Origin of the sequence: Streptomyces catenulae (assembly GCF_000718015.1) — a bacterium.
Taxonomy (GTDB): Bacteria; Actinomycetota; Actinomycetes; order Streptomycetales; family Streptomycetaceae; genus Streptomyces; species Streptomyces catenulae.
The window spans coordinates 1-13,868 of record NZ_JODY01000017.1; the positions used below are offsets into that span (position 1 = coordinate 1).

At 75.2% G+C, this 13,868-nt stretch carries 8 protein-coding genes; 4 read left to right on the top strand and 4 right to left on the bottom strand.

Features of this window, described 5'->3' with window-relative positions:
* Positions 1–175: 175 nt before the first annotated feature.
* Entirely contained in the window at positions 176–733 is a 558-nt protein-coding gene (locus IF23_RS0116315) for a MarR family winged helix-turn-helix transcriptional regulator (protein ID WP_030284247.1), read from the bottom strand.
* A 214-nt stretch (positions 734–947) separates the two neighbouring features.
* Here IF23_RS0116315 and IF23_RS0116320 point away from each other — a divergent pair, with 214 nt between their 5' ends.
* Complete coding sequence (locus tag IF23_RS0116320; RefSeq protein ID WP_030284249.1) at positions 948–2,240, top strand: MFS transporter; 1,293 nt, start codon at positions 948–950, stop codon at positions 2,238–2,240.
* A 106-nt stretch (positions 2,241–2,346) separates the two neighbouring features.
* On the opposite strand, the gene IF23_RS0116325 is transcribed toward IF23_RS0116320, so the two are convergent.
* Both IF23_RS0116325 and IF23_RS0116330 read right to left on the bottom strand, forming a co-directional pair.
* Positions 2,347–4,149 carry an ATP-binding SpoIIE family protein phosphatase gene (locus IF23_RS0116325; protein WP_030284251.1) on the bottom strand — a complete coding sequence of 601 codons (1,803 nt, stop codon included), beginning with the start codon at positions 4,147–4,149 and terminating at the stop codon, positions 2,347–2,349.
* 390 nt (positions 4,150–4,539) lie between these two features.
* A complete protein-coding gene (locus IF23_RS0116330) occupies positions 4,540–5,919 on the bottom strand; it encodes an NAD(P)/FAD-dependent oxidoreductase (protein ID WP_342667927.1) in 1,380 nt (459 codons plus the stop codon).
* A 449-nt stretch (positions 5,920–6,368) separates the two neighbouring features.
* Here IF23_RS0116330 and IF23_RS0116335 point away from each other — a divergent pair, with 449 nt between their 5' ends.
* Positions 6,369–7,187 carry a TetR/AcrR family transcriptional regulator gene (locus tag IF23_RS0116335; protein ID WP_030284257.1) on the top strand — a complete coding sequence of 273 codons (819 nt, stop codon included), beginning with the start codon at positions 6,369–6,371 and terminating at the stop codon, positions 7,185–7,187.
* Positions 7,188–7,410: 223 nt separating this feature from the next.
* Positions 7,411–9,375, top strand: a complete 1,965-nt coding sequence (locus IF23_RS0116340) for a sigma-70 family RNA polymerase sigma factor (protein WP_030284259.1) — start codon at positions 7,411–7,413, stop codon at positions 9,373–9,375.
* Between the two features lie 37 nt (positions 9,376–9,412).
* On the opposite strand, the gene IF23_RS0116345 is transcribed toward IF23_RS0116340, so the two are convergent.
* Positions 9,413–11,512 carry an asparagine synthase-related protein gene (locus IF23_RS0116345; RefSeq protein WP_030284261.1) on the bottom strand — a complete coding sequence of 700 codons (2,100 nt, stop codon included), beginning with the start codon at positions 11,510–11,512 and terminating at the stop codon, positions 9,413–9,415.
* 707 nt (positions 11,513–12,219) lie between these two features.
* On the opposite strand from IF23_RS0116345, the gene IF23_RS0116350 reads away from it, so the two are divergent.
* On the top strand, positions 12,220–13,677 hold the full coding sequence (locus tag IF23_RS0116350) for an NsdA family TPR-like regulatory protein (RefSeq protein WP_030284263.1): 1,458 nt from the start codon (positions 12,220–12,222) through the stop codon (positions 13,675–13,677).
* Positions 13,678–13,868 lie beyond the last annotated feature (191 nt).

The window sequence follows — 13,868 nt, forward strand, 5'->3', positions numbered from 1 at the left end:
CTCGGTGACGCATAATCACGTCGCGGTGTGAAATTCGGGCATGCCGAAATTCGTCCCGGTGAGGAGTCGTGCAGTAGTGGTGTGCCGCGATGCGGCGGATGGCTGCCACAGAACCGTTCCGGCTGAGTGGCAACTCGGAGAACACTACGTATCGGCCAGGGCCGTGTCAACCCGGTCAGTCGAGGTCGCTGAGGCGGCCTTCGGCGTCGGGCTGGGTCTCCTCCACGCGGCGCAGGAGACGGGTGAGGACCGCGCCGAGGATGCGGCGCTCCTCGCCGTCGAGGTCCTGGAGGAGGTCCTCCTCGAAGACGGAGGCCATCCGCATGGCCTCCAGCCACTTCTCGCGGCCCTCGTGGGTCAGCTCGACGATCACCCGGACGCGGTTGTTCTCGTCCCGCTCGCGGTTGACCAGCCCTTCGGCCGCCATGCGGTCGATGCGGTGGGTCATCGCCGCGGGGGTGAGGCCGAGGCGCTTGGCGAGTTCGCCGGGGCCGAGGCGGTACGGGGCGCCCGAGACGACGAGGGCCTTGAGGACCTCCCATTCGGCGTTGCTCATGCCGAGGGTGGCGGTCTGGCGTCCGTAGGCGACGTTCATCCGGCGGTTGAGTCGCTGGAGTGCGGAGACGACCTGTTCCACCTGGGGGTCGAGGTCTTGGAACTCTCGCTGGTAGGCCGCGATCTGTTCCTCAAGGCTCGGCTCGGTGGCACCGGCCGTATCTGAGGTCTCAGGCATGCGCCGCAGTATGGCATGGAACTCATTGGCGTTGAAGTCCTTCGCCATGTACTCTTTAGCTTCGAACTTTAGAGTTGAAGTCTTCAGGGTGTGATCGTCCGGTCCCCTGGAGCAGCGGGGGCTTCTTGGTGTCCGCGCGCCCGTCCGTCGGGCTTCCTCCGCAGTTCATCCCGTACTTCCTGATCGTCTTCCGACCTGACCTAGGTAGGTGAGTGTGACCACCGCAATGGGCGCCGCGCTGCGCCGGATCCAGCTGGGGAACGCGCTGAGCGCGTTCGGCAACGGCTTCACGGTTCCGTATCTCTACGTCTATGTGGCGAAGGTGCGGGACCTGGGTGCCAGTACCGCGGGTGTGGTGCTGGCGATGCTGGCGATCTCCGCGCTGGCCGTGCTGCCGCTGACCGGTCGGGCCATCGACCGGCGCGGTCCCCTTCCGGTGGCCGTCGTCGGTACGGTCTCGGCGGCGCTCGGTGCGCTGGGGATGGGGCTCTCCGTCAGCCAGGCGCAGGTCATCGCGTCGGCGGTGGCGCTCGGTGCCGGTATCGCGGTGATCCAGCCGGCGCTCGCCACGATGATCGTGTGGTGCTCGACGACGGTGACCCGCTCGCGGGCGTTCGCCACACAGTTCTTCCTGAACAACCTGGGTCTGGGTATCGGCGGGCTGGTCGGCGGGCTGCTCGTCGACCCGGCGCACGCGTCGAGCTTCGTGCGGCTCTTCGCCATCGAGGCGGCGATGTTCCTGGTGCTCGGTGCGGCGGTGGCGACCGTACGGCTGCCGCGGGCGCCGAAGGTCGAGGACGCGGTGCCGACCGGTGAGCGGCCGCAGGGTGCGTGGCGGGCGCTCTTCGCCGACCGGCGGATGGTGTGGCTGTGCGTGCTGGGCTTCGTCCTCTTCTTCGCCTGCTACGGACAGTTCGAGTCGGGGCTCGCGGCGTACGCCACCGAGGTCACCCGGATCGCTCCGGCCACGCTGGGGATCGCGCTGGCGGCCAACACGGCGGCGATCGTGGTGGCGCAGTTCGTGGTGTTGAAGCTCGTCGAGCGGCGGCGCCGCAGCCGGGTGATGGCGCTGGTCGGGCTGATCTGGACGGTGGCGTGGGTCGCGGCCGGTCTGTCCGGGCTGGTGCACGGCTCGCAGGTGATCGCGACGACGCTGCTGATCTCGACGTACGCGCTCTTCGGTATCGGTGAGTCGCTGCTGTCGCCGACGGTGGCGCCGCTGGTGGCCGATCTGGCGCCGGCGTCGCTGATCGGGCAGTACAACTCGGCGTTCGCGCTGGTCAAGCAGTTGGCGCTGGCGATCGGTCCGGCCGTGGGCGCGCTGATGGTGGGCCACGGGATGTCGGCGGCGTACATCGGGATGCTGGTGCTGTGTGCGCTGGGGATCACGGTGCTGTCGCTGCGGCTGGGGCGGATGCTCACCCCGGTGCAGGACAACCCGCACCGTGCGGCGGCCGCTCCGGTGCGTGCGGTGCAGGACGCGGAGACCGCGGTGGCGGTGGCCTGAGCGGTCCCGGCGGGCGGTGACCCGTACCCGTAGGGGGAGCCCGTACAGGGGAAGAGTGATGACGAACGGCCCGGCGAGTGCGCCGGGCCGTTCGTCATGAGCGGGGTCAGGGGGACGGGAGGGCGAATTCGCACCAGACGGCCTTGCCGCCGTCGGGGGTGCGGCGGGAGCCCCAGTTGGAGGCGATGGTCGCGACGATGGAGATGCCGCGGCCCGCCTCGTCCGCGGGCTCGGCGGTGCGGCGGCGCGGGAGGTGGTCGTCGCCGTCGGTGACCTCGACGATCAGGCGGCGGTCGGTGCGGCGCAGCCGCAGGCGCATCGGCGGGGTGCCGTGCTGGAGGGAGTTGGCGACCAGCTCGCTGGCGGCGAGGACGCCGAGGTCGTGCAGCTCGGGGGCGAAGCGCCAGGAGGCGAGCACCCCGGAGGCGAAGGCGCGGGCGCGCGGGGCGGCCTCGGTGCCGCCGTGCAGCTCCAGGACGGCGTTGTGGAACAGCTCGGCGTCGTGGCCGGTGCGCTCGGGGTGCTGGACGACGAGGATCGCGACGTCGTCGTCGTGCGCGTCGGTGATGCCCATGGAGCGCAGCAGGCGGTCGCAGACGACGGCGGGGGCGTCGTCCGCCCCGGCGAAGGCGGTGGCCAGCGCCTCGACGCCGTGGTCGATGTCCTTGTCGCGGCGTTCGACGAGGCCGTCGGTGTAGAGGACGGCGGCGGCGCCCGCACCGAGCGGGACGGTGCCGGAGGTGTGCAGCCAGCCGCCGGTGCCCAGGGGTGGGCCGGTCGGTTCGGCGGCGCGGTGGACGGTGCCGTCGGCGTCGCGGACGAGGATCGGCAGGTGCCCGGCGGAGGCGTAGACCAGACGGCCCTCGTTGGGGTCGTGGACGGCGTAGACGCAGGTGGCGATCTGGCTGGCGTCGATCTCGGCGGCGAGGCCGTCGAGGAGCTGGAGGACCTCGTGGGGCGGCAGGTCGAGGCGGGCGTAGGCGCGGACGGCGGTGCGCAGCTGGCCCATGACGGCGGCGGCGCGGACCCCGCGGCCCATGACGTCGCCGATGACGAGGGCGGTGCGGCCGCCGCCGAGGGTGATGACGTCGTACCAGTCGCCGCCGACCGCGGCGTCGGTGCCGCCGGGGCGGTAGGTGGCGGCGACGCGGAGGTCGTCGGGCTGCTCCAGCTCCTGCGGGAGGAGGGAGCGCTGGAGGGTGACGGCGGCGGCGCGCTGGCGGGCCTCGCTGGCGCGGAGGCGTTCGGCCGATTCGATCTGGTCGGTGACCTCGGCGCCGAAGACAAGGACGCCCTTGTGCGGGGCGACGCAGGCGACCTCCGGGTCGGGGGCCGGGCCGCTGGCGGCGACCTCGATGGGGGTGCAGGTGAAGGTGTAGTAGGTGTCGCGGACGCGGGCGGCTCCGGCGCGGATGCGGCGGGATTTGACGGTGCGGGGGCGGCCGCTGCGCAGGACCTGGTCCATCAGGGGGAGCAGGCCGAGTTCGTCCAGCTCGGGCAGGGCCTCGCGGGCGGTGCGGCCGGCCGGGCGGGGGCCGAAGACGGTGGCGTAGGCGGCGTTGACGTAGGCGAGGCGGTGCTCGGGGCCGTAGACGACGGCGACCAGGGCGGGGATGGTGCCGAGGATGTCGTGGACGGAGAGGGCGTCGACGGTGGGCGGGGTGGGGGTGCCCGTGAGGCCCTCGGTGCCCGTGGGGTCCTCGGGGGCAGCGGGTGGCTCCCCGCCGTCGGGGCCGGTGGGGCCGGAGGTCTCGGCGCGGGCGGCCGGGACGGCGCCGCCGGGCGGGGGTTCGGCCGCGGTGGGGCGGGCGGCGGGTGCCTGCCGGCCGTTGGGCGGGGTGGCGGCCGGGCGTGCGGTCCGGCCGGTGCGCCGCTGGGGGAGCTTGGCGCTCCAGCGCGTGAAGATCACGGAGGGGTACCTCTTACTTCGCTTCGTCGCGCGGGCTCGGACCTGTCGTCACGCTCCCGTTGTCGCCCGAAGGGCGCCGGGCAGGACCTTCCGGGCACGTCCTGGGGCCGTCGGCTCGTGGGACGTGCCTGCCGGGGGACCGGCGGGCGGTCGGCCGGGGTCCTGTGGGGCGCTCTCTGACGTGATGCAGCAAACGTCCGAATTCCTCGTGATTATTACTCTTCGCGGAGACGAGCCCACCCATGGTCACACGACCAGTGTGGCCGACCCGCGCGGTATCCGTCAGACGTCCGGGCACCGGGGTGGAGTTCCGGACTCCGTTTCGCCCGGCCGGACCCGGTGCGGCCGGGCCGCGCGGGTGGGGCGTGGCGTGTCCCGGCGGGCGGTGGGTCAGCTGGCCTCGTTGTGGCGGCCCGTACCGGCGGCCAGCTCGAATTCGGCGCGGGGGTTCTCCAGCGAGCCGAGCGAGACGATCTCGCGTTTGAACAGGCCGGAGAGGGTCCACTCGGCGAGCACCTTGGCCTTGCGGTTGAAGGTGGGGATGCGGCTGAGGTGGTAGGCACGGTGCATGAACCACGCCGGGTAGCCCTTGAGCTTGCGGCCGTAGACGTGGGCGACGCCCTTGTGGAGGCCGAGGGAGGCGACGGAGCCGACGTACTTGTGCCGGTAGTCGAGGAGCGGGCCGCCGCGGACGGCGGCGGCGACGTTCTCGGCGAGGGTGCGGGCCTGGCGTACCGCGTGCTGGGCGTTGGGGGCGCAGAGGGCGGGCGGGTCGTCCGGCGTGGCGGGTTCGGGGGCGGTCAGGTCGGGGACGGCGGCGGCGTCCCCGGCGGACCAGACGTGGTCGACGCCGTCGACCTGGAGGGCGGCGGTGCACCGGAGGCGGCCGTGGCCGTTGAGGGGCAGGCCGGTGGCGGCGAGGATCGGGTGCGGTTTGACGCCCGCGGTCCACACGAGGGTGCGGGTGGGGAAGCGGGAGCCGTCGCTGAGGACGGCGGTGCGGTTCTCGCAGGAGTCGAGGCGGGTGTCGAGGCGGACGTCGATGTTGCGGGCGCGCAGCTCGCGTACGGCGTAGCGGCCCATCTCGGGGCCCACCTCGGGAAGGATCTTTCCGGTCGCCTCGACGAGGATCCACTTCAGGTCGGTGGCCTCGATGTTGTGGTAGTAGCGGGCGGCGTAGCGGGCCATGTCCTCCAGTTCGGCGAGCGCCTCGACGCCTGCGTAGCCGCCGCCGACGAAGACGAAGGTGAGCGCGGCGTCGCGGACGGCCGGGTCGCGGGTGGAGGAGGCGATGTCGAGCTGTTCGAGGACGTGGTTGCGCAGGCCGATGGCCTCCTCGACGGTCTTGAAGCCGATGCCGAAGTCGGCGAGCCCGGGGACCGGGAGGGTGCGGGAGACGGAGCCGGGGGCGAGGATCAGCTCGTCGTAGGGGATCTCGGTGTCGGCGGCGCCGGTCGCCTCGGTGGCGAGGGTCTCGACGGTGGCGGTGCGCGCGTCGTGGTCGAGGGCGGTGACCTCGCCGATGACGACCCGGCACTGCGGCAGCACCCGGCGCAGCGGCACGACGACATGGCGGGGGGAGATGGATCCGGCCGCGGCCTCGGGGAGGAACGGCTGATAGGTCATGTACGGCTCGGGGTCCACCACGGTGATCTCGACGCCGCCCTGCCGCAGCTCCTGCTTGAGTTTCCGCTGCAGCCGCAGGGCGCTGTACATGCCCACGTAGCCGCCGCCGACGATCAGGATGCGCGCCACATCGTTCGAAGACACAGCCTTCACAGAGCTTCTCCTCGCGGTGGACCGGTCCCGGCAGGGCCCCGGGGTCAGGCCGGCCGGTGGCACGGCAGCCCCAGGAGGCACTGTGCCCCCGGGAAGGCACAGCACTGTTCCATGACGCCTTCCCGGCCGCGCTTTGTCCACAGGCTCGACGAAATGCGCGGGCGGTCGCGCGGGGCCGGGCGGAGGGTCGGCTTCCGCGGTGTGCGAGCGAGGTGCGCAGGTCAGGCGGGCGGTGGCGGGGCGCTGGGGGAACGCCGTGGAGAAGGTGGTGCCGGTATAGGCCGATCGGGGGTGCGGAGTGCCCGGAACTGACCCTTCATTCTTGACCGGGGCTCAACTATGTTCGGTAGCTCGTGGGGGCGGGCCCGCTCATCGGCGCGCCCCTTTTCCGTCAGGGCGGGGAGTCTCCGGGGGGAGACGTCATGACCGGGGGATCACATATGCATATGCAGGGCACACATTGGTCGGGCACCGTCACGGCGCCCGTTAACGGCGGCCGGGCCGCCATGGCGCACGGCGGCGAGGCCGACGGGCGCACCGGGCGGCCCGCAGGAGGGGGCTCCCGCAGCGCGCCGCTGCGGGTGGACGCCCAGCGCAATCTGGAGCACGTGCTGCGCGCCGCGCGCGAGGTCTTCGGCGAGTTGGGGTACGGCGCGCCCATGGAGGACGTCGCCCGGCGCGCACGGGTCGGCGTCGGGACGGTCTACCGCCGCTTCCCGAGCAAGGACGTGCTGGTACGGCGGATAGCCGAGGAGGAGACGTCCCGGCTGACCGAGCAGGCGCGCACCGCGCTGGGCCAGGAGGAGGACCCCTGGTCGGCGCTCTCCCGCTTCCTGCGGACGTCGGTCGCCTCGGGCGCCGGGCGGCTGCTGCCGCCGAACGTGCTGCGCGTCGGCACCGGTCCGGAGGCGGAGACGGTGGTCCCCGAGGGGGCGGCCGACGCCGGGCAGTCCGCCGCCGCGGGCGCCCGGGTGCCGCAGCAACGGGTGCCGGTGGCGGGCGGGGAGCCCGCCGTGGACGCGTACGGCGCGGAGGCGGAGCGCACCGGGGGTGTGCCCGCGCTGCTGGATGTCGTCGGGCGGCTCGTGGAGCGCGCCAGGTCGGCGGGGGCGCTGCGGCCGGACGTCACGGTCGGCGACGTACTGCTGGTGATCGCCACCAGCGCGCCGACGCTGCCCGATCCGGGGCATCAGCAGGCGGCGTCCGCGCGGCTGCTGGACATTCTGCTGGAGGGGCTCCGGTCGCGGCCGCAGAGCTGACGTAAGGGTGAGATCCGGCCGGGGCGGCGCGTCCCGGCCGGAGCGCTGTCCGCCGCCGGTGCCGGGGCGCGCACATTGTGCCCCGGAACCGCGTCCGAAGGGGCTCTCTCCGGGGAGCGCGCCCCGGACGAGTGGTTGCGGGGACTGACCCCTCGACCCGGGCGTGTCGTGTGGCACGCTTGCGCGGTGTTCCGGTGTGACGGCGTGTTCGGGGGCCTTGGCGATGACTCTTGACGGGCGGGACGAACAGCACGGTGGCGACCACACCACCACGGATCCGGACGGACGGACGGGACAGGTCCCGGGACAGACGGGGCCGCTGGGCGCCACTCCCCCGGCCGCCGGTCCGACGGCGCCGCAGGCGCGCGCCGGGGGGACGCCGCTCGCCGGTGTGCCGCCGCAGCGCGAGCGCACCGAGCCGCCGGGCGCCGGATCCGAGGGCCCGTCAGCCGCGTCCGGGCCGCGGGAGGGTACGGAGGACGCCGAGGGCGGTCCGGCATCCGATGCCGCGCTGATCACCGCGATGCGCGCCGGGGACGACGGTGCGTACGAGCAGCTCTACCGCCGCCATGCCGAGGCGGTGCGCCGCTATGCGCGCGGCTGCTGCCGGGACGCGCACACCGCCGAGGACCTGACCGGCGAGGTGTTCGCCCGCACGTTGCAGGCGGTGCGGGGCGGGGCGGGGCCGGACACCGCGGTGCGGGCGTATCTGCTGACGACGGTCCGGCGGGTGGCGGCCGCCTGGGCGAAGACCGCGAAGCGGGAGCAGCTGGTCGAGGACTTCGCGGTGTTCGCGGTCTCGGCGGCGGGGGCGTCGATGGGCGCCGGTGGCGGTCCGGGCAGCGGGGTCGATCTCGGCGCCGACGTCCGGGCGATGCAGGAGGCCGAGCGGACGCTGGCGATGCAGGCGTTCCGCAGCCTGCCGGAGCGCTATCAGACGGTGCTGTGGCACACCACCGTCGAGGAGGAGACGCCCAGTCAGGTCGCGCCGCTGCTCGGGCTGACCGCCAACGCCACCGCGGTGCTGGCGCACCGGGCCCGCGAGGGGCTGAAGCAGGCCTATCTGCAGGCGCACGTCAGCCAATCGCTGACCGCCGGTGGCGACTGCGCGCGCTACGCCGACCGGCTCGGCGCGTACGCCCGCGGCGGGTTGCGGATGCGGGCGGAGCGGGGGCTGCGCAAGCATCTCGACGGGTGTGCGCGGTGCCGGACGGCGGCGATGGAGGTCGCCGACGTCAACCAGCGGATCGGCGCGCTGCTGCCGGTCGCCGTCATCGGCTGGTTCGCCGCCACGTACGCGGTCAAGGCCGCGGCGGCGGTCGCCGGGACGGCCGGGGTCGGCGCGGTGGCCGGGGCGGGGGCCGCGGCGGCGGCGACCGGTGGCGGTTCCTCGGGCGGTGCGGCGGGCGGCGCCGCGGCGGGGGAGGCGCTGGGGATGCCCGCGAAGGTCGCGATCGGCGCCGGGGTGATGGTCGTCGCCGGTGCGGCGCTGGCGATGGCGATGACCGGGGCGCAGGAGCCGCCGAAGCAGCCGGAGGCGCGGAAGGCGCCGACGCCCGCCGTGGCGCCGCGGACGCCCGCGCCCACGCCGACGCCCACGCCGAGGCCGGAGCCCACGCCGCCGCCCGCCACCCGTCCGGCGCCGCCGCCCCCGCCGAAGCCCACCCCGAAGCCGACGCCCACGCCCACCCCGCCCAGGCCCAGCCCGACGCCGACGCCCACGCCGACGCCGACCCCCACGCCGAGCCCGGCGCCGACGCCGTACCCCCTCAACTCCCTCGGGATGGACCTCGGTGGGGACGGTACGGAGCCGGAGGTCCATCTCTGGGGCAGCAGTTGGATATGGCAGCGGGACGCGCCGGAGATCGCCGAGCGGTCGTACCCGCACGGGGTGACGGTCCACGGCGCGTCCAGCGTCGTCATCGACCTCAACCGCCCCTGCACCTCGTACGACGCGGTCGCCGGGGTGGACGATCTCAGCCTGGGGCGGGGCGCGGTGCGGTTCTCCGTGGAGGGGGACGGCGCGCCGCTGTGGCACTCCGACGTGGTGCGCGGCGGGCGGCCCGGGGTGCCGGTGCACGTGCCGCTGACCGGCGTGAAGACGCTGCGGCTGAGCGTGGCGCCGCAGCGGCCGATGGACGCGTTGACGCTCGCGGACTGGGCGCGGTCGGAGATCAACTGCCGCTGATCCGCGGCCCGTCGGACGGGTCCGCCGAGGGGTCCGCTCAGAGGCGGGCCCGGGGCGGGACCCCGGCGGCGACCGCGCGGCGGCGCGGGGAGGTGGCCGCGTCGGTCCAGCAGCTGCCGCGCCGCAGCACCAGACGGCGCAGCCACAGCTCGGTGGAGACCAGTTCGGCCAGGCCGTCCAGGGGCAGCGCGGCGCCCTCGGCGGCGGCCCGCAGCGCCTTGCGGACCACCCGCGCCTCGACCAGCCCGGCGTCGGCGAGCAGCGGGGCGTCGAAGAGCTGCACCAGTCCGTCGACGGCGGCGCGCAGCCCGGTGCGCTGGGCGGCGGTGTGCGGGAGGTGCACGGTGGCGCCCCAGCCCGGCGGCAGTTCGCGGACGCCCGCCCCGGCGAGGACGGAGCGGAGGACGGCGGCGCGGGCGCCGGGCTGGACGCGCAGGGTGTCGGGCAGCGCGCGGCAGGCCAGCACCACCTGGTTGTCGAGGAACGGCGCGTGCAGCCGCTGGCCGCGGACCTCCACGGCCTGTTCGAAGACGCGGTGGTCGGCGGCGCGGCGGGCCAGCGCGGCGCGCGCCCGGCGCTCGCCCGGGCGTCCCGCGCCGGGGGTGCGCGCCGCCGCCGCGCCCAGCAGGACGGCGACCTCGGCGAGCGCCTCGCCGGTGAGCCAGCGGGCGGCGGGCCCCGGGCGGCACCAGAACAGCGCGGCGAGGGAGGCGTCGACGGCGCCCGGGTCGCCGACGCCGTCGATCCGCCGCTCCCTCAGCCGCCGCGCGGTCTCGGCGACCCCGGTCCCGTAGGGCGTACGGGCGAGTTTGCGGGCGGCGCGGTAGACGGTGAAGGGGACCAGGACGGACTGGGCCGAGGGGCCGTCGGCCCTGGCCAGGGCGGTGACCGGGCGGAGCAGATGGCGTCGGCGGCGGTCGAGGAGGAGGTCGGCGAGGCGGGCCGGGTGGGCGTCGAGGACCTGGCGGGCGCCGTGGCCGGTGAAGTGGTCGGCGCCCCCGGCGAGCAGGCGGCTGCGGTGGCGGAACGCGGTGACGAGGGAGGGGCCCGGCTCGTCGGTGAGCGGGAGGGTGCCGAGCCCGGCGAAGGGCAGCGCCTCCTCGCCGCCGGTGACGACGCGGTGGTGCAGCCGGGGGTTGTCGGCGAGGGCGCGGGCCCGCTCCAACTCGGCGTCGCGGTGGGCCCGGCCGCCCTGGGTGGCGTGGTCGGTGAAGGTGACGGCGAGGAGGCGCTCGCCGTGGCCGGTGAGCGCCCCCGGTGCGCCGGGCAGCCCGGCGGCCAGCAGGGCGAGGGTGCCGGAGGCGCTGCCGCCGGAGAGGTCGGCGGCGACACCGGGGGCCGGGGCGCCGCGGGCCGCGCGCCGCTCGGCGGGGCCCATGCCCGGCACCGGTCCCGGGTCCAGACCGACGGGGCCGTCGGAACCGTCCGGGCCGTCCGGGGCGGCCACGTGCCGGGGGCTCGACAGCCGGGCCCGGACCGCGTCGACCAGCGCCTCGCGGACGCCGTCCACCGCCTGCTCCGGGGCGACCCGGGGACCGGCGACGGCCAGCGAGGCGGCCGGTTCGTACGAGGTGATCTCGTGGGCGCCGCCGCGCAGCACCAGGGCGTGGCCGGGCGGGACGCGGCGCACCCCTTCGTAGGGCGTGCCGGAGCCGAGCGCCTCGGGGGCGTCCGGGCAGGCCAGCAGGGCGCCGAGGTGGCCGATGTCGAGTCCGGCCTCGATGAGGTCGGCGAGCGGCAGGGCGGCGGTGGCGAAGGCGGTGCCGCCCTCCCAGGGGGTGTGGAAGACGGGGCGGGCCCCGGCGAGGTCGCCGGTGATCGTGAGGCGGCGGCCCATGCGGACGACGGCGGTGTAGCTGCCGGGCCAGGCGGTGAGATGGCGCAGCGCACCGCCGCGGGCCGCGAAGAGGCCGACGCGCAGCTGGTCGTCGGTGGCGCCGCAGACGCCGAAGACGGCGAGCGCGGTCTCCGGGTCGGCGCGGACGACGCGGACCTCGTCGGGCCGCCAGTCGCCGACCGCCCACAGCGGATCCGGTCCGTCCCACAGGAGTTGGGCGCCCACGGGCAGGACCGTGCGGCTCCCCCCGGTGGCGGCCGGCCCCGCGGGGGCACTGCTCCACCCCACCAACCAGCGCATGCCGCCTCCCCGCTCCCCGTGCCGCGGGGGCGCGCCACCGCCCCGTACCGCGGATTTCAGCCGTTGTGCCGTCCATGCTGCCATGACGGGGGCGTACGGGAGCCGAGCGGAGCGGCGGGGTGGCGCCCGGCGGCGGGGAGTTGACGCGGCGGGCGGGTCCGGGGCGCGGGGTGCGGACCGGAGCGGGGGCGGGGCGCGCGGCGGGCGCCGGGGGCGTGCCGCGGGGCGCGTCGCGCGGTGACGGAGGGTGCCGGACGGGTCCGCGGCGCGTTTCCGCCGCCCGTCGTTATTCGGCCAAACTCTGCTGAACTCCGTTCAATTGGCGCCGCGCCACGGCGTGTCGCACGGTGCGGCGGCGCGGGGCCGCTCCGGCTCGCGCGACGGTCCGGGAAGCGGGCTGCGCCTCCCGGACCGGACCACCGCCCGCGGGGAATGGAGCGGCGGTATCCCCCAGCCCACCGGATCCAGTACAGCGGGCCGACCCACGCGGCACCCATGCAAGCGGCGGCGTTCCCGGGGAGGCAGCGCGCACATGTGGGCGCACGGCAACACGTACCCGGAGCACATGCCAACTCCCGCTCCCCCGAGCCGAGATGAATCTCGCCATCCGGGACACCGGCCCTTAACGGTCGGGATCCGGCGAACTACTCTGGGTGGACGCACGCCCCGGGGCACCGGGGCTGCCGTCGCAGTGTCGAGGGGTGCGCATGTCCAGGGATATACGCGGGCCGAACGAGAAGCTCGGCACCGTTCTCGCCCTCGCGGGTATCAGCAACGCCGGTCTGGCGCGCCGGGTGAACGACCTCGGCGCACAGCGCGGGCTGACGCTTCGTTACGACAAGACGTCGGTCGCCCGCTGGGTCTCCAAGGGGATGGTGCCGCAGGGCGCCGCGCCCCATCTGATCGCCTCCGCGATCGGCAGCAAGCTGGGACGACCGGTCCCGCTGCACGAGATCGGCCTCGGGGACGCGGATCCGGCGCCCGAGGTCGGGCTGACATTTCCCCGCGATGTGGGCGCAGCGGTGCGTTCCGCCACCGATCTCTACCGACTGGATCTGGCCGGACGGCGGGCCGGCGGCGGAGGGATCTGGCAGAGCCTGGCCGGATCCTTCGCCGTCAGCGCGTACGCCACCCCCGCCTCCCGGTGGCTGATATCCCCGGCCGACAGCTCGGTGGCACGGAACGCGGTCGAGGCGGCCGAGGCGGGCGAGAAGGAGGCCGCCTCCGCCGCGGACGCGGCGACGCCCCAGCATGTCGGCCACAGCGACGTCAGCAAACTCCGCGAGGCGGCGGAGGACGCGCGCCGCTGGGACTCCAAGTACGGCGGCGGCGACTGGCGTTCGTCCATGGTGCCGGAGTGCCTGCGGGTGGACGCGGCCCCGCTGCTCCTCGCCTCGTACAGCGACGAGGTGGGGCGCGCCCTCTTCGGCGCGACCTCCGAACTCACCCGGCTCGCCGGGTGGATGGCGTTCGACACCGGGCAGCAGGAGGCCGCCCAGCGCTACTACATCCAGGCGCTGCGGCTGGCCCGCGCCGCGGCCGACGTCCCCCTGGGCGGCTACGTCCTCGCCTCGATGTCCCTCCAGGCGACGTACCGCGGCTTCGCCGACGAGGGCGTCGATCTCGCGCAGGCGGCGCTGGAGCGCAACCGCGGGCTGGCCACCGCACGCACCATGAGCTTCTTCCGCCTGGTGGAGGCGCGCGCCCAGGCGAAGGCCGGGGAGGCCCGGGCCTGCGAGGTGGCGCTGAAGGCCGCCGAGGGGTGGCTGGAGCGCTCCCGCGGCGGCGACGCCGACCCGTCCTGGCTCGACTTCTACTCCTACGAGCGGTTCGCCGCCGACGCCGCCGAGTGCTACCGCGATCTGCGCCTGCCCCGCCAGGTGCGCCGCTTCACCGAGCAGGCGCTCTCCCGGCCCACCGAGGAGTTCGTCCGCTCGCACGGGCTGCGGCTGGTGGTCTCCGCCGTCGCCGAGCTGGAGTCCGGCAACCTCGACGCCGCCTGCGCCGCGGGCACCCGTGCCGTGGAGGTGGCCGGCCGTATCTCCTCGGCCCGCACCACCGAGTACGTCCGCGATCTGCTCCACCGCCTGGAGCCGTACGGGGACGAGCCGCGGGTGGTGGAACTGCGCGAGCGGGCCCGCCCGTTGCTGGCGGCGCCCGCGTAGGCGCACCGGGGCACGCGGGGCGGACGGGCCGGAGCGTCGGCCGGGGCCAGGGCCGGGGCCGGGTGGCCGGTCGGTCGGGGTTCGGTCGGCCGATCGGTGGACCGCTTCCGCCGGAGTTGCCCGTTCCGCCGCCGTTTCGCAGGCTCTGCGGGGGTTCCCGCCCTGGTCGCGCGGTGTTGTCAGTACCTCGC

What these genes read in the sequence shown, in the direction of transcription:
- IF23_RS0116315 (WP_030284247.1), bottom strand. Translation starts at nt 733, where the DNA reads ATGCCTGAGACCTCAGATACGGCCGGTGCCACCGAGCCGAGCCTTGAG.
- IF23_RS0116335 (WP_030284257.1), top strand. Translation starts at nt 6,369, where the DNA reads ATGCATATGCAGGGCACACATTGGTCGGGCACCGTCACGGCGCCCGTT.
- IF23_RS0116340 (WP_030284259.1), top strand. Translation starts at nt 7,411, where the DNA reads ATGACTCTTGACGGGCGGGACGAACAGCACGGTGGCGACCACACCACC.
- IF23_RS0116345 (WP_030284261.1), bottom strand. Translation starts at nt 11,512, where the DNA reads ATGCGCTGGTTGGTGGGGTGGAGCAGTGCCCCCGCGGGGCCGGCCGCC.
- IF23_RS0116350 (WP_030284263.1), top strand. Translation starts at nt 12,220, where the DNA reads ATGTCCAGGGATATACGCGGGCCGAACGAGAAGCTCGGCACCGTTCTC.